We start from the raw sequence: 15,999 nt of genomic DNA on the forward strand, positions 1-15,999 counted from the left end.
TCATTATGGCAACGCTAACATTAACAGATATTCAAAAATCTTATCCAAACGGATTTCAGGCAATCCACGGCGTGGATCTGGCAATTGATGACGGGGAAATGGTGGTTTTAGTCGGGCCAAGCGGCTGTGGCAAATCGACCCTGCTCCGGATGATCGCCGGCCTTGAAGAAATCAGCGCCGGACAATTAATGATCGATGAGCAACCGGTCAACGATCTCGAACCGGGACAACGCGATATCGCGATGGTATTCCAAAACTACGCGCTTTATCCTCATATGTCGGTATTTGACAACATGGCTTACGGCCTGAAAAACCGTAAAGTCCCCAAAGAGCAGATTCGTGAGATGGTGACAGAAACCGCCACCCTGTTAGAACTGGATCATCTGCTGGAACGTAAACCGAAACAACTGTCAGGCGGTCAGCGTCAGCGCGTCGCGATGGGACGCGCTATCGTACGCTCACCCAAAGTGTTCTTATTTGATGAGCCGCTGTCGAACCTTGACGCCAAGCTCCGGGTACAAATGCGTCTGGAGATCAAAAAGCTCCAGCGCCGTTTGCAAACCACCGCCGTTTATGTCACCCATGATCAAGTCGAAGCCATGACATTAGGCGATAAGCTGGTGGTGCTCAACAAAGGCAATATTGAACAGGTCGGTACCCCGATGGAGATATACCAGCAACCGGCCTCATTATTTGTCGCGACATTTATCGGCGCTCCCGCGATGAATATTCTCAATGGGCTGGTCACAACCAACGGGCTTGAACTGGGATCGTATGAACTGAAGACCGACACCACATGCTGGGAACTGGGGCAAATAAAGCTGGGAATGCGCCCGGAGCATATTCAGATCGTCGAAAACAATCCGATGTTTGAGGCAACCATCGAGATGATCGAAGTCTTAGGTGCAGATCTGCTGTTGTATTGCCATATCTGCGGTCATGCCGAGCAAAAATTGATCATTCGGATCCATGAAGAACAGCAATACCGTATCGGTGATACGCTGGGACTGACCATCGCGCTGGAGAATCTTCACTTGTTCGATGCGACCAGTGAACAGCGCCTGCCCTCGCCTTTACCCGCCACCGAACAGAGCGAGCTGATGCATGGTTAGTCTGATGAAACAATTGACGGCGGAACACGCCAAAAAAATAGAATGGTTGCTCACTGATGTCGATGACACCTTAACGTGGCGGGGCCGGCTGCCGCCAGAAACACTGGCTTCACTTGAACGGCTGCATCGTTCAGGGGTCAAAGTGGTTGCCGTGACCGGCGCTTGTGCCGGCTGGTGTGATCATATCGCGAAGTTGTGGCCGCTGTACGGGGTGATTGGCGAAAATGGTGCCTTCTGGATGACCAAGAACCGCCATGGTTTTCAAACCCACTACACGCAACCGCTGGAAACCATGCGCTTACGTCAGGCGCAGCTCCGGGATGAAGTCAGCGCCATTCTGGCAGATTATCCGGGCGTCGATTTTGCCGCAGACCAAGGCTACCGAATCTGCGATGTTGCGGTCAATTTAAGTCAGGATCGCATCCCGGTAGAGAAGTCCATTGCTCAGGATATTGCCCGGCGAATTCGCGAAGTCAATATCGATGGCGAGCCGGTGAATGTGATGCTGAGTTCCATCCATATCAACGCATGGGTGGGAAAACATACCAAGCAAAGCAGTGGTCAATCGTTTCTCCACAGCATGACCGCACAAGATGAGATTGATTTGGCAACCGTGACCTACGTCGGGGATTCACACAATGACGAAGGCATGTTTGCATGGCTGCCTCTGACTTTTGGCGTCAATAATATTCTCGCCATCATGGACGATTTAACCCACCAGCCCAGCTTTATCACCGAACGTAATGGTGGCTATGGGTTCTCGGAACTGGCTGATAACTTATTGCAACTGCGGCAGATGTGACGAGGCCGCTCGCCGTATAAAAACAAAGCTAACCCCGCTTTCAGGACGTTAGCTTTGTTATTGGCTCCTCATCCGGCCACGGAGATAGGGTGACTGAAAAGAACAGCACAACCCGATTCAGGCACTGTTTGAGATAAAATGGTGCCATTCGCTGGGTAAATTTAGTTGGCCGGATCAAACTGGTTAATCAAACAGTAACCTTGATTTCCTTCTCGCCCGGACGTATAAACTGTGCCTGTTTTTCTACCCGATGTCCAAGCGGCAAGTACCATAGACGTCAACGCGGTATTCTCTTGTTTAATCAACATCCAGCCATACGGTGTCCCCTTGCAATTTCCGGGCAATCCTTTATCCATCATGATCATAATTCCATTGGTCGTGGCTGTAATATTGCTGATACTACCACTTTGATAGCCTTCGGCACTCCAGACACTGACTGACGTTAACGATAACAGTAAACCTACGATTAATTTTTTCATTTTCTTTTCTCATCATATTCACAATACTATCTCTATCACTGCTCAACCCAAGCTCACTTACGTCACCTGAGATGCCAACAGCTGTGGCCGATTATGCTCGGTTTGCCAAATTCTAGCTACTATTTCTCTGCATCGGATTAATGGGATTACCTGAATCAAATCAATGATGCGGGGCGGTATAAATGTTGATGCAATTCATCACTCGCCCGAAGCGACACTGCGTTCGTGAAGATTCGTATACGTTGTGAAGATTGAGCGCATGCGGCATCACGAATGGTTTTAATATGTAAACTTAACAATATAATGTGTAATCGTAGCGCCACCTCGATAGGTATGGACAAGCTTGCCATCTAAATAAAGCTCGGCGATACAGCCGGTTACTTTTTCGTCACCGCGTTGACGTTCTAAGATGAATCTCAATTTAAGATCTGCATTTTCTGGTGGATTCATCTCAAGGTGTAAAGCACAGACACTGTCAAAACCACCACCGCCCTGTAACAGGCTAAGCGAGTCGTTCAATGTTTTCTCAGCAGGAATCATAAATGTATGGACCGGCTCATCCGATTTAATGACTTGCTGACCACCCCAGCTTTCATCGGGTGTGGCGATGTTAAACCAGACGCTTTCATTCATTAAAATACTCTGCTTTTCTGCAAAGTTCGGCACTTCAACGGTGAGCTTTGCCGTCGAACCGGAAGTCGGGGCTGTAATCTTTGACACACAGCCAAATACACTAAAGGCAAGTGCAAAAACGATAAGCAAATTGGTGAATTTCATTGATACTCCTTTGTCGGACGGTGATCACGCTGCGCTCATGAGTGACCGACGCTACCACAGTTGTGAGTTTTGATATGCCTGGTTCCACGAAAAGCGACAACAAGACACAATCTGTCACATTTAAATATCTTGTCTGAGATTGGTCACTGGCGACGCGAGATATTTCCTGTCCATTCAGGCATGAATATCCTCAGGAATGAATATCTGCTGGATTGAATAACGACATCTATTTTTCATTGATGGGCAGAACATCGCACAATGCGCGCTGAATGTTGTGCTGATGAGCATCAATATATTCGATATCATTTAAGTAGGCCTGAAGATGCCCTTGCTCGATATTTTCAGCAAAGGATGGATGACCATCCCTTGCCGCCTGACGCATGAAATCAACCAAAGCTGCCAGCCGCTTCACCATCATCTCAGCAAGCTGCTCTCTTTCGGGGCCTGTTGCACCATAGCTATCACAAAAAAGTTTTGCTCTGGCAATTTGTTCTGTGATGGTCCCTAACCGATCAGCCCGGTTGGTTTTAAACGGTGCCCAGCAATACACTGAGTATGCTAAATCCCAGACTCTTGGCGCAGGATGTGCTGTATCGAAGTCGAAAACACCAACCACAGTGCAATTTTCAAGCGTGACATTATAGGGCGTAAAGTCGCCATGACAGATCACCTCAAATGGCTCTCTAGGCGCAAGCATCCATGGCTGTTTGACGATGTTCGTTGTAGAGATAATGTGAGTTGCAGAGGTGATGTCAGTGATAGACGGGTCAGTTGCAAACAATAAGGAAACCGTCGCATCATGGATTTTTCGGAGTAATGTCGCGGCGGACATGAGCGCTTCCGCTGAAGCAATCGGGCCGACTAAAGGGTAATTGTAAGTGTCGCCGGCAACAAAACTTAAAAGCTCTTGATCGTCGGTAACACCAAGCACTCTGGGACACTCATGAACATTCAAGCGCTCCAGATGTGTCAATAATTGATGCACCGTCGCGCTCCAGGGCTGAAGCGGCCGGTAAACAACGTCGCCGTCCCGATAGATCGATGATGCCCTGCCGCCGGTTAATTCTTCCATGATTCTCCTTCTTCTGTCACCAACATCTGGCTCGGCAGCGGTACACATGCCCATGCCATCGTCTCAGACAACCGATCAAATCAACCTGCAGAATACCGCTTGGCGACAGCAGAAATCTGCCTCACCATCGCCTCAAAACTGACGCTCGATGCAATATGTGGCGTAACCACAACCTGTGTCATCTGCCAAAGCCGGCTATCCTCCGGCAGTGGTTCGGTAGCAAACACATCAAGCAGAGCACCACGCAGGTGCTGATTCTCAAGTGCGGCAATGAAATCTGCTTCCACCAGATGCGCACCGCGGCCACAGTGAATCAGCGCAGCATGATCCGGCAGTTTAGCGAATACTTGTGCATTGAGCAGTCCTTCAGTTTCAGCATTGAGCGGCAACAGGTTAACCAAAATATCCAGCCCGTCAAGCACCGGTGTCAGTGCGTCAGCGCCCGCGAAACAGGTCACGCCCGCCAGTGACTTCTCTGAGCGCGACCACCCGCGCACAGCATACCCCATCTGCGCCAGATGAGTCGCGACATACGCGCCAATTTCACCAAGACCCAGAACACCGACGGTGATCTCTCTGGCAGCGCGTTGCGGTAATTCTTGCCAGAGACTCTGCCGCTGAAAGCTTTGGTAGCGATCCATATCACGCTGGTAATAAAGCACGCCCCACAGCACGTATTCAAACATACCGTGTTTTTGCTCGGCATCGACCATGCGTTCAACCGTCAGTCCCGAGCTCAGCAATGCCCCCAAATTATCGGCACCGGCCCCCAGAGAATGCAGGCATTTCAGCGCAGGAAAATCATGGGGCAAAGCCGGGCTGGGATACCAACACGCCGCGACCTGCGCCGTTGCAGCGCGAGGATCGTCGTTTAGCACCCAGTCCACATCGCTTTGAGACTTCGCGGCACATGCCAGCAAAACCTTGCTGAAGCGGGGGTTGTTGGTTGCTACGAGTACCACAGGTTTCACACACTTACTCCTTATACGAGGGGTCTGAACGTTCAAGTTTACGCAGCCAGGCCTGCCATACCAGATGCCGCTCATGGGCAACGTTCTTAAACTGACCGCAAACGTGCTCAGCCAGCTTGTCAGGGATCACGTCGATGTCGGACAGCCCCGCCATCTGACCCGCAGCCAGCTGAATTTCACATGCTTTGTTGAGATAAAACATCACCTGAAACGCATCGGCAACGGTTTCCCCGACACTCAGCAAACCATGATTACGCAGAATCAGCGCCATATTGTCACCCAGCGACGTTTGAATGCGGCTGCGCTCTTCCAAGTTAAACGCCACACCTTCATAATCATGATAACCGACTTGATTGTGAAATTCGGCACTGATCTGGTTGAGATTCAACAAACCGTGATGACACGCGGCAACGGCCATACCCGCCAGTGTATGTGTATGCATGACACAATGCGCATCGTCACGCGCCATATGTACCGCACTGTGGATCGTAAAGCCTGCCGGATTATATTTGGCATCGCCGCTGATAATTTCACCGTTGGCATCGACTACGATTAAATCACTGGCGGTCACTTCCTCAAACATCAAACCAAATGGATTGATCAAAAAGCGTGGCTCCCCGGCTCCGGGTAAACGCACCGAGAAATGGGTATAAAGGGTATCTTCCCAGCCCAGCATCGCCGCCAACCGATAAGCGGCGGCTAAATCTTGACGCAACTGTTTTTCATGGCTATCCATCAAGCGACTCTCCCCATAAACGCTTTGACACGTTCAAAGCTTTGACTATCGTTGGCTTGATTGAGAATCTCACCCGGCGGTGCATCAATCGCGACCACACCGTTCTCCATCATAATCACGCGATCGGAGACCGACAACGCAAAGTCCATTTCGTGCGTGACGATGATCATCGTCATGCCCTCTTTGGCTAAGTCTTGAATCACTTTCAGGACCTCACCGACCATTTCAGGGTCAAGCGCCGAAGTGGGTTCATCAAACAGCATAATTTCAGGTGACATCGCCAGCGAACGAGCAATTGCCACCCGCTGTTGCTGCCCACCCGATAACTGATGCGGATATTTATTCGCATGGGCCAGCAAGCCGACCCGGTCGAGCAAAAACAGCGCTTGTTTTCTGGCATCATCATACGATGCGGCTTTACCGTGATAACGCGGTGCCATCATCACATTTTGCAACGCGGTTTTATGCGGAAACAGGTTAAACGACTGGAATACCATCCCAATGCGTTTGATCCCTTCACGAATACGGCGTTTGTTGTTGACGACTCCGCCTTTGATGTAGTCCTCACCATACAACACGATCTCGCCGCCATCGATCTTTTCGAGATCGTTAATGGTGCGAATCAAGGTGGTTTTACCCGACCCCGACGGGCCGATAATGCTCAACACTTCACCGGGTCTGACCTTGAGGTTAATCGATTTCAACACCTGATGACGACCATAAGATTTGGTAATCCCTTGCAGCTCCAGCGCATTCGGCTGACCTTTCCCGATGGTTGGTAACACCGAACGGCTGACCGTCATGGTTTGACTGCGCAATTCATCACACTGCGGGGCTGAGAGGGTTTCCGGTGAGCGTGAGGGAATATCCATTTTCTTTTCAGCCCAGTGCAGCACCGCGCCAAAAATCGTCACAATCGCCACGTAATACACCGCCACCGCAAGCAAGGTTTCCATCACCAGAAAATTTTGAGAATAGAGGCGCTGGCCGGTTTGCAATAGTTCAGGCAATGAGATAGCCGACACCAGCGAGCTCAGTTTGATGATGGTGACAAACTCATTGATCATCGCCGGCATCGAGACACGAATCGCCTGCGGAATGACGACCATTCGCTGTACACCTAAAAATCCGATGCTGAGTGCATGACCTGCTTCACGCTGCCCTTTAGCGACTGACAACAAACCGCTCCGGTGAATTTCTGCCATGTAAGCGGCTTCGGTCACCACCAGACTCACCAGCCCGGCGATAAACGGCACCCCAAGATAGGCCCCTGTGGATGGAAATAACTGCGGCATATTGTAGACAAACACTAATACGACCAACAGCGGCACACTGCGGAAGAACCAGACAAACAGCGAGGTTGGCAAAGATAACCATTTTTTATCTGACAATTTGCCGCATGCAACCACAAATCCCAACACGGCGCCCAACGCCCACGACAGTGTACTTAACACGATGACGGTCACGCACGCGTGATAAAACGCGGACATGGTGAATAACGAAAAGAAATATTCCCAATCTAAACTCATGATAACTCCGACAACTTTCTGGCTTCTCAGCTTGAATATGAATCAATCATGCTTACGCCCCGGGGCCTGCGGTCATCTCGACCATGCAAGCCAGCCAAGGCGCACCGAATTAATTCTCCACAGGAGAGAGATCGTATTTCTTGAGCAAATTGTCATACGACCCGTCGGCCTTAATCCCGGCCATTGCGGTCTCAAGCTGCGCTTTCAGCGCGGCATTGTCTTGTTTGACATAGATCCCCAGCGTTTGTGGAAACACTAAGTCATCTGAGCTGATTTGTATCCGGCCTTTGGTGCGCTCAACAAACATTTGTGCCGCACCGGCAATCTCAAGTTGCGCCTGAACATTGCGTGACATCAGCGCTTGGGTCACTTCTGGCGCGGTGGGAAATTCCTGAATGTGAATCGGTGCCAGTCCTTTGGGCTCACAGTAAGATTTAGATAACTCATCGAGCGCTTTGACCCAAGTTGTCCCTTGCTGCAAACCGACGTTCACGCCGCACAAATCATTTTTGGTTTTAGGTGAGACATCACTGCCTTTCACGACCATGATCGATGCCCCCGTACGCGCATAAGGAATCGCATCGGCTTTTTTCAGACGGTCAGGAATGATGTACATCCCGGAAATGACCGCATCAAATTTGTTTGAGTTCAGGCCTAAAATGAGCCCGGTAAACTTATTATCGCTAAAACTGTAATCAAGACCCATTTTGCCCGCCAACAGCGCGGTTAGTTCCGGGTCAAACCCAACAACTTGACCGTTATCGTACGACTCAAACGGGGGATAGGAAATTTCCATTCCGACGACAAATTTGCCCGCGTTGAGGGTATTGGCGGCCGTCGCCGTCGCTGAACTCAACGTCGTCGCTAACATCGCGCCAACCAACAGTGATTTGATTCTTTCCATGATTTATCTTCCTTGTGACTGTAATGTAAAACTGGCTTTTTGTATGACTGAATAACCGTATCCTGACGGGTCAAATCATCCTTTCTCAGGCCTGTCGAACAGGTGTCAGACCTGTTGGGTTTCAACCGGTGAGCTTTTATGCTTTTTGAGATGACCAAAGGTCGCAACGCCAGTGGCACGCGGCGGTAAACTCAATTCACCTTTGGCCACTTTCTCCCGCAAATAGCGATACGTTTGCAGCGCCTGACTATACATATGCTCACCGATACTCAATTCCTTATACTCGCTTTGACCATCATCAAACTGAGGCAATGGCCTGACTAACGTATCGTAATCGCAGGCAAAAAACAGAGGAAACGAGTAACGCTCATGTGCCACTTTCCGCACACGGTGCGACGTCGCAACAAACTGGCCCGATGTGAATACTTCTAACATATCGCCAATGTTGATCACCAGCGCTTCTTCATCACCCACCTGAATAGGTGGCGCATCAATCCAGTCGCCGTCATCATTCATCACTTCCAGACCGGGCTGATCGGGAAGCAACATCGTAAAACACTCGTAATCAGTGTGCGCACCGATCCCCGGGCGATCCTCAGCATCACCATTGTAGGGATAATGAATCAGACGCAGCTTGGCAGGCGGGCACGTCACCATCGCGTCGAAGTAATCTTCACGAAGACCAAGCGCTAACGCAAACCCTGAAAACAGCTTGCGTCCCAGCGCAAATACCGTGGTGTAATAATCAAGAACCGGTTCGCGAAATTCGCTCAGTGCCGGCCACTCATTTTCACCAATCAATGGCGTCTGATTCAGGACATACGGGTTGTCTTTCGGGGCGGGAAAACCGACATCATAAGCTTCTTTGTGATCCGGTTTGCCACTGCCGTAGATCTCCTCACCTTCCGGTACAAAACCCTTATGAGTTTTCGAATGACCAATGTAGTAACGCATTTTTTCTTCAAACGACTGCGCAAAAAAGCGTTTTGCCGCCTGACGCAACCCGGCAATGGTTTCCGCAGGAATACCGTGGCCGGTAACATATAAAAAACCCACTTCACGGGCAGCTTTGCCCATCTCAGCGGCGACGCGCTGACGCTCACTCAGGACATCGCTCAATAATCCCCGCACATTAACGACCGGTATTTCGGTAAACGATTTAGTTGTCTCTGTCATGATTCAATCCTTTGTTCATCCGCTTGACACTGTTGTGGTACAAGACTTGTTCTGGTCCAAAATTTGTCGTGGTGCAACATATGACGGTGGTAAAAAATATGATTGCAGTGCCTCATTATGTGTGTGCTGCAAAGCGCTGAAAATGCGCACGTTCTTCCTTGGCAATCCAGTCATTGAGCGACCACAAATCCGCAACCGGTACATCGGTAAACGGCAAATGGTGAAGATAGCCATCCGGGCCAAACTCCGCAGTCATGGTGGTTGCAGAGCGTCCGCTGTCTAAATGATGTTGCCATACTTGCTGCCACAAGCTTTGGTGGAACGCCAGAGCCGCTTGATACTCAGGTGCAGCAGGGTGAGGTACTTGGGCCCCCTGGTCATAGCCAACCCGTGCTTGAATGTGAAACACGCGTGGTAAGAACTCGCTTAAGTCATCTTCCGGGCGGTCCAGCAAACGTTCGCAGACTAAAAACCAGTGACTGATATCCATGGTAAAAACCAGCTCCGGTACACGCGCCATCAGCTCAAGCGTGACCCAAGGGCTATACAGAGAGGAACCGCGATGAGTCTCAAAGCTACATGTCATCCCGGCCTGACTTGCAATCTCGACGGCACGACGAAAAAAGCGCACTTGCGTCTCCATCGGCCAACGGTCATTACCGGCCAACACATTGACGAATCTGGCATTGAGCGCTTTAGCATACTCAAGCTGGGTTTCGAGTGTGTTTAAATGATCATCCGGTGTTTGACTCTGATCCGGAATTACATCGCCGCCGGTAAAGATAATCGCAATGTAGCTCAGGCCGGTTTGTGCTAGCTGATGTTTAAACGCAGCGCGCTTGTGGTCATCGAGAATGACCCGTCCTTCGACGCCATCAAACCCCGCTTGTTTGAGCTGAGGTGCAATGGCATTTAATGGCTCGCTGACGCCCCACAATGTTCGGTACAACTCAAGTTCCATCCCGATTTCCCCTGTTGCTGACAATGGCTTACTGCCCGGTAGTTCCCTTTCCAGAAGTGACTGAAATACGCTATTTTTCACTGCGTTTGAGCGCCTGACACATACAGTGCACGCCGCCGCCACCTTTGGTGATCATCGCAATATCCGGGTCAAACACGGTCAGACCGCGGGCATGGCACTGCTGTTTGAGGGTCAGGCTTTCTTCAGGAATCAACACCCGCTCATCCCCCAACGAAACAATGTTGCAGCCAAGCTCCATCGCCTGTTTATACGGAATATCAATGATGTCGATCTGTTTGCTTTTCAGCCATGCAAGCAGTTCATCGGGCACCACTGCCGTACAGACCGCCGCCAGTTTTTCAGCGACCATCACGCACTGCACATCCATGTGTAAGAAATGTGAGTCAAATGGGACAGCGAAGAACTCCCAGCCTTCTTTTTCAAACCAACTTTTCACCTGAGCCAGCCCGGCTTCGCTGGTACGCTCCCCGGAGTAACCACACAGCACCACACCGGGTTCAATCAGCATAAAATCGCCACCTTCAAAACAACCGGCAGTCACGATATCGTAAATCGGAATTCCGGCTTGCTGGTAAAACGTCAGCGCAGTCACCCATTCGCTGCGCCGCCACGGACTGAACATCTGGCTGATGATCGGCCCCCACGGCGTCATCACCGAGGAGTCACGGGCAAAAAGACTATACGGCTGCTCCGCTTTGGCACTCAGAAAATGGACATTCACATCCGCCTGACGATAAACATCGAGCATCTCATTGTATTGGGCTTTCGCAACCGCTAAGTCATAGCGTGCCCCCGCATTCACGTGGCGACGCGACGTTGAGTTACCGGTCCGCCACTCATAAAAATCAATCGGCCCCACCAATACTTCTTGTAAACGACCGGTTTCAGAATAAATGCCCCAATCCGATAACGGCTCAGTGCCCCCTTCAGGCTGGCGTCGACGCAATGGAAAAGTCATATTCAATAAATCCTTTTAGGCTGAAAGTTGAATTAAGCTATGAAGCAGAACATTGGCACCGGCGACCAGTTGTGCAGGCTCGGTGTGCTCTTTTTCATTATGAGAAATGCCGTCTTTGCACGGCACGAAAATCATGGCGGTCGGCCCGACGCCTGACAAATACACAGAGTCGTGCCCGGCACCGGAAACAATCGGCATCGAATCGAGTGCCAATTGATCCGCCGCAGTCTGAATGGCGGCAATACACGGAGAGTCAAATGCCACCGCCGGCGATTGCCATAACACCTCAATGTCACAGCTCAGACGATGGGGTTCTGCCGCACGCTGGCACAGCGTTAACAGCGCCTGAGAGAGTGCATCCAAGCAGGCTTGATCCGGGTGACGGACATCCAGAGTAAACGTGACACGTTCCGGCACCGTGTTGGGCGACGACGGATGCGTGGCGATTTTGCCCACGGTTAACCGCGCTGCTTCGCCATATTCAGCCGTTTTGCTGAATAATTGACTCAGGACATTCACCATCCCTTGTACGGGATCCTGACGCATCTGCATCGGGGTCGGCCCGGCATGAACCGATGCACCGCTGAGCGTAATCTGATACCAGTTCATGCCCTGCACGCCAGACACCACGCCAATCGTTTTTCGTTGTGCTTCAAGAATGGGGCCCTGCTCAATATGCAGTTCAAGCGCGGCTTTAAATGGAAATGCCTGACAAGGGATCGTGCCAAGCTGCTGACTTCGGGTGAGCGCATCTAAATAACTCACACCATCGTCATCTGACGAGCGATAGATATCGGCTTGCTTGAGTTTGCCGGCAAACACACCAGATCCAGACATGGCCGGGCTGAATCGTGCTCCCTCTTCATTGCTCCAGACCACAATCTCAACCGGACGCGGTAAGGTGATGTTGCTGTCCGCCAGCGTGGTCATCACTTCCAGCGCAGCGAGTACGCCATACACGCCGTCATATTTACCGCCGGTGGGTTGTGTGTCTAAATGCGATCCCATCAAAATCGGGTCAAGCGCATCATTGTCACCGCGAAAACGCACAAACAGGTTACCCATGCTATCAAGGCGCGGCTGCCCGCCGATGGCCTCACACCAATCGAGAAATAGCGCACGCCCCTGGCGATCTAAGTCGGTCAGCGCCTGACGGTTACAACCGCCATTTGGGGTTGCGCCGATTTGCGCCATATCACGGATGAACTGGCAGAGTCGGGATGAGTTAATACGCAGTGAATTGAGATATATGGTATTCATACACGTGTCGCTGTTGTGGTCGGTTCACCACAGATTAGCGACAAGTGACTTGGCAATGCTATTACCCGATTGAGGTATAGACGCTTAACGAGAGAAGTGCGAAGCTGGTTCGAGGTTGACTAAGTCATCAAAGATCTTGGCCAGCAATTCATGTTGAGAGCTGACTTCGAGTTTGCTGTAGATGTTTTTGCGGTGCACCCGCTCAGTTTCGTATGAAATTTCCAACAGCCGGGCGGCTTCTTTGCTGGAATAACCGCGAATCAACAGTTGCATCACTTGATTTTCACGCGGTGTCAGCACCCCGGCGCCAAAATTATAGATGTACTCCTTGACCTGCATGTTCGAGTCACGTTCCGGCGGCATTTTCTGATTATCATGCATTTTTACCGTCGAACTTAAAATCGGATACAGCGCCCGCAGCCGGGTCAGTACACGCGGATTAAACTTGGCTAACGTCTCGGTACGGCCAAGCGAGAGCAAATAGACGTTGTTGTTTCGCCCCTGCACGCAAAAACAGGTTTCATCAATCAGCTGTGACGGGCGAAAATACTCTTCATAGTAGGCACTGTGATAAAAATCATCCGGCGCGATTTCATCTAAAGTCACTAACCCTTCATTGCCCTGATTGGCACAATAATCGTAAAACGGGCTCAGCAGATACGCCCCTTGCAGGTATTTATCCCACACCGCAATTTCATCGACTGCAAATGAAGAGCACAACACGGTCGGCGCTTTGGACGGGTGATAGATCAGCATGACATAATCATCAAAGCTTGCCGCAGTACGCAATAAATAGGTGAGTTTGTCGAAAAACTCCGGCTCACCAATTGCAAGGATCAGATCGGCAATTCCATGAATCGTCGCGTTATTGGCATCAGAGTGGTGATAGAACATGAATCAGTTGGCTGTTGTGTTGCTGGTTTGATGCGGTTCAAGGTATCAGAAATCATACACGCTGTCTTAGGATTTATAAGACAGGCGTATGATTTACCCAGTTAAACGCCTGTCAGATCACGGCTTAAAAATATAGCTCACTTCACCGACGATGTTATCACTGGTGATATACCCCAAATGTCGGCTATCCACTGAGTTGTCACGGTTATCGCCCATGAAGAAATAACTCTTTGCCGGCACGACGACTGTTTGCATATCTCCAGATGCTCTCATCCGGAGGTGTCGGATCGTGTATGTCACCCCATCTAACACTTGTTGATAGACTGTATACCCCTCTTGCTGAGAGAGCTTTTCAGTTGTTAATACCGAGCCGTTGAGTATGACTTGGTTACCGGTAATCGCCAGAGTATCCCCCGGCAGTGCAATTAATCGTTTCACATAAATGATATCTTTCCCCGGTAGATAAAAGGCATATAACTTCCCTCGTTGCATTAAATCAGCAGACGAAACGTCATCATTGCTGAGTTTGATGCCATAGGTTCCGTATGTGCCATAGCCAAACTTTTTGACCAGCACAAAATCTCCCGCATTGATTGTCGGTGCCATTGAAACAGAGGGAACGACAAACGGCTCATACAAGAAAGCGCGAACGAGGAAAACGCTTGTGAGAAATACACCATAAATGGTCGGGATCCCCCACCATTTTGAATACCACGCCCGTTCACAAGAGAGATGAAAATGTCTGACCACCAGATAAGCATGAATCGGGCAGATCAGGGAAAACATGGCGACATATGATGTTTGATATCGCCAATCCAATATAGACACAAGTACAGAGAGCAGAAAATAAACCCAAAAGAGTTTAGGCCGGTTTAAATATAGAAATGTAAACGCCTGTAAAAATACACCGAAAAGAATTGCCACCCATGTTTTAGGCTTCCAATCAATATCCAAAGTGTTCTCCTCGATAAGAAGATGAATCGCTCTCGCAGTGATATATCCATCGAATGGATCTCAACCATGACTCTGTAAATACAAAATAGCAAATCACACTGACACAATTTATACCGCGACACAACGTTGCATGATATGTTGCGGACCAGCGGGACCACCGAGAGACAACTCGCCGGCTCTGAACAGAAGGGCCTCACCTACTATCGCTTTATTTGGTACTCGCCGCCAGACGCACGCCCAAGGCAACGAATAAAGCGCCAAGGCTTCTATCCATCCATAAACCGACTCGCTTATTTGCTCGCAGAAAAGAGCCCAGTTTTGAGGCCACAATAATAAGCGGAGGTTCGATAAAAGCCGCAACCACAATAATCAAACTGCCGTGCAATAATAGCTGAGCACTTGTGGAACCTGCACCTTCAACAACAAACTGCGGCAAGAAAGCAAGGAAAAACAGGGCAACTTTCGGATTCAGTGCTGAAACAAGGATCCCCTGCCAATAAACTGACCGGATCCGTAAACTGTCGCTTTGGTTGTCATCAGAGATAAAAGCGTCACCTTGCGAAAAGAGCATTTTGATACCCAACCAGACCAAATACACCGCCCCAATCCACTTGACCACTGAAAATGCTAAAGCAGATGTTGCCAGAACAGCCGACAACCCCACCCCGGCCATCACAACATGCAATAACGCGCCAGACCATATGCCAAGCATCGCGGCAACACCATATCGACGACCACGACGCAAGGTCTGCCCGAGAATGAAGGCCATGTCCGGGCCAGGAGAAAGGTTGAGCAACACCGCCGCAGATAAAAATGTCATCCAATGGATAATAGAGTAGTCAAACATACAGAACCTTCATCATCTTGAATTGATCGCTCAGAAAGCTGAGACCCATATAATATTGCCCCCCGATGATTGAGGGGCAAGCATTTCATTAAAAAAAACAGAGCGGCACAAAATAAACCATTCAATACGTCATTTTATGCTCCCGCCGGGCGGCAAAACGATAGGATGCATTGATTATGCAAACCGACTCCTAAACATAAAATAGACCGCGCCGACAAGACACAGCCCCGCCCATAAATAATCAAGTTTGAGCGGCTCTTTGAGGTACATCACTGAAAACGGCACAAACACCGATAACGTAATCACCTCTTGAATAATTTTCAGCTGACCGACGGTTAACACCGTGTAGCCGATACGGTTAGCCGGAACCTGAAATAAATACTCTAACAGCGCAATGCCCCAGCTGATTAATGCTGCGATAATCCAAGGCTTATTACTCAGCTCTTTCAGATGCGCGTACCAAGCAAAAGTCATAAAGACATTGCTACAAACCAGTAAACCGATTGAAATAAATATTGGATGCATAATTTCTCTTATTTTCCATAA

Annotated in this window: 17 protein-coding genes and 1 pseudogene; 2 read left to right on the forward strand and 16 right to left on the reverse strand. The window is 49.8% G+C overall.

Annotated features, from left to right (window positions below; translation table 11 throughout):
* Window positions 1-5 precede the first annotated feature (5 nt).
* Both OCV37_RS18440 and OCV37_RS18445 read left to right on the forward strand, forming a co-directional pair.
* On the forward strand, window positions 6-1,112 hold the full coding sequence (locus OCV37_RS18440; RefSeq protein ID WP_038177917.1) for a sn-glycerol-3-phosphate import ATP-binding protein UgpC: 1,107 nt from the start codon (window positions 6-8) through the stop codon (window positions 1,110-1,112).
* Window positions 1,105-1,914 carry an HAD-IIB family hydrolase gene (locus OCV37_RS18445; RefSeq protein ID WP_038177916.1) on the forward strand — a complete coding sequence of 270 codons (810 nt, stop codon included), beginning with the start codon at window positions 1,105-1,107 and terminating at the stop codon, window positions 1,912-1,914. The genes OCV37_RS18440 and OCV37_RS18445 overlap by 8 nt, the downstream gene beginning before the upstream one ends.
* Window positions 1,915-2,075: 161 nt before the next feature.
* Here OCV37_RS18445 and OCV37_RS18450 read toward each other — a convergent pair whose 3' ends face one another.
* The 16 genes and pseudogenes from OCV37_RS18450 to OCV37_RS18520 form a co-directional block, all read right to left on the reverse strand.
* Window positions 2,076-2,393, reverse strand: a complete 318-nt coding sequence (locus OCV37_RS18450; protein WP_038177914.1) for a hypothetical protein — start codon at window positions 2,391-2,393, stop codon at window positions 2,076-2,078.
* Window positions 2,394-2,672: 279 nt separating this feature from the next.
* Window positions 2,673-3,170 carry a hypothetical protein gene (locus OCV37_RS18455; RefSeq protein ID WP_038177913.1) on the reverse strand — a complete coding sequence of 166 codons (498 nt, stop codon included), beginning with the start codon at window positions 3,168-3,170 and terminating at the stop codon, window positions 2,673-2,675.
* 226 nt (window positions 3,171-3,396) lie between these two features.
* Window positions 3,397-4,242 (reverse strand): aminoglycoside phosphotransferase family protein, encoded by an 846-nt coding sequence (locus tag OCV37_RS18460; RefSeq protein WP_038177912.1) that lies wholly within the window; start codon window positions 4,240-4,242, stop codon window positions 3,397-3,399.
* 80 nt (window positions 4,243-4,322) lie between these two features.
* On the reverse strand, window positions 4,323-5,213 hold the full coding sequence (locus OCV37_RS18465) for a 2-hydroxyacid dehydrogenase (RefSeq protein ID WP_038177910.1): 891 nt from the start codon (window positions 5,211-5,213) through the stop codon (window positions 4,323-4,325).
* A 4-nt stretch (window positions 5,214-5,217) separates the two neighbouring features.
* Window positions 5,218-5,949, reverse strand: coding sequence for a class II aldolase/adducin family protein (locus OCV37_RS18470; protein ID WP_038177909.1), 732 nt, complete (start codon window positions 5,947-5,949; stop codon window positions 5,218-5,220).
* On the reverse strand, window positions 5,949-6,752 hold the full coding sequence (locus OCV37_RS19845; RefSeq protein WP_390902306.1) for an amino acid ABC transporter ATP-binding protein: 804 nt from the start codon (window positions 6,750-6,752) through the stop codon (window positions 5,949-5,951). Before OCV37_RS19845 ends, OCV37_RS18470 begins: the two co-directional genes overlap by 1 nt.
* A 78-nt stretch (window positions 6,753-6,830) precedes the next feature.
* Window positions 6,831-7,478: pseudogene (locus OCV37_RS19850) on the reverse strand (amino acid ABC transporter permease); the annotation flags it as partial.
* 109 nt (window positions 7,479-7,587) lie between these two features.
* Window positions 7,588-8,382: a transporter substrate-binding domain-containing protein gene (locus tag OCV37_RS18480; RefSeq protein ID WP_038177906.1), complete on the reverse strand. Its 795-nt coding sequence runs from the start codon at window positions 8,380-8,382 to the stop codon at window positions 7,588-7,590.
* A gap of 105 nt (window positions 8,383-8,487) precedes the next feature.
* The gene (locus OCV37_RS18485; RefSeq protein ID WP_038177905.1) at window positions 8,488-9,558 is read right to left on the reverse strand and encodes an isopenicillin N synthase family dioxygenase; all 1,071 of its coding nucleotides are present in this window, start codon (window positions 9,556-9,558) and stop codon (window positions 8,488-8,490) included.
* Between the two features lie 115 nt (window positions 9,559-9,673).
* Window positions 9,674-10,600: a sugar phosphate isomerase/epimerase family protein gene (locus OCV37_RS18490; RefSeq protein ID WP_211252019.1), complete on the reverse strand. Its 927-nt coding sequence runs from the start codon at window positions 10,598-10,600 to the stop codon at window positions 9,674-9,676.
* Window positions 10,590-11,498 (reverse strand): dimethylarginine dimethylaminohydrolase family protein, encoded by a 909-nt coding sequence (locus OCV37_RS18495; protein WP_038177902.1) that lies wholly within the window; start codon window positions 11,496-11,498, stop codon window positions 10,590-10,592. Before OCV37_RS18495 ends, OCV37_RS18490 begins: the two co-directional genes overlap by 11 nt.
* Before the next feature lie 15 nt (window positions 11,499-11,513).
* On the reverse strand, window positions 11,514-12,758 hold the full coding sequence (locus OCV37_RS18500; protein WP_038177901.1) for a Zn-dependent hydrolase: 1,245 nt from the start codon (window positions 12,756-12,758) through the stop codon (window positions 11,514-11,516).
* A gap of 84 nt (window positions 12,759-12,842) precedes the next feature.
* Complete coding sequence (locus OCV37_RS18505) at window positions 12,843-13,652, reverse strand: helix-turn-helix transcriptional regulator (RefSeq protein ID WP_038177899.1); 810 nt, start codon at window positions 13,650-13,652, stop codon at window positions 12,843-12,845.
* A 117-nt stretch (window positions 13,653-13,769) separates the two neighbouring features.
* Complete coding sequence (gene lepB, locus OCV37_RS18510) at window positions 13,770-14,606, reverse strand: signal peptidase I (RefSeq protein ID WP_051680232.1); 837 nt, start codon at window positions 14,604-14,606, stop codon at window positions 13,770-13,772.
* Between the two features lie 208 nt (window positions 14,607-14,814).
* Entirely contained in the window at window positions 14,815-15,453 is a 639-nt protein-coding gene (locus tag OCV37_RS18515; protein ID WP_038177898.1) for a LysE family translocator, read from the reverse strand.
* A gap of 174 nt (window positions 15,454-15,627) precedes the next feature.
* Window positions 15,628-15,978, reverse strand: coding sequence for a DMT family protein (locus OCV37_RS18520; protein ID WP_038177896.1), 351 nt, complete (start codon window positions 15,976-15,978; stop codon window positions 15,628-15,630).
* Between the last annotated feature and the right edge of the window lie 21 nt (window positions 15,979-15,999).

The organism is Vibrio rhizosphaerae (genome assembly GCF_024347095.1).
Lineage (GTDB): Bacteria > Pseudomonadota > Gammaproteobacteria > Enterobacterales > Vibrionaceae > Vibrio > Vibrio rhizosphaerae.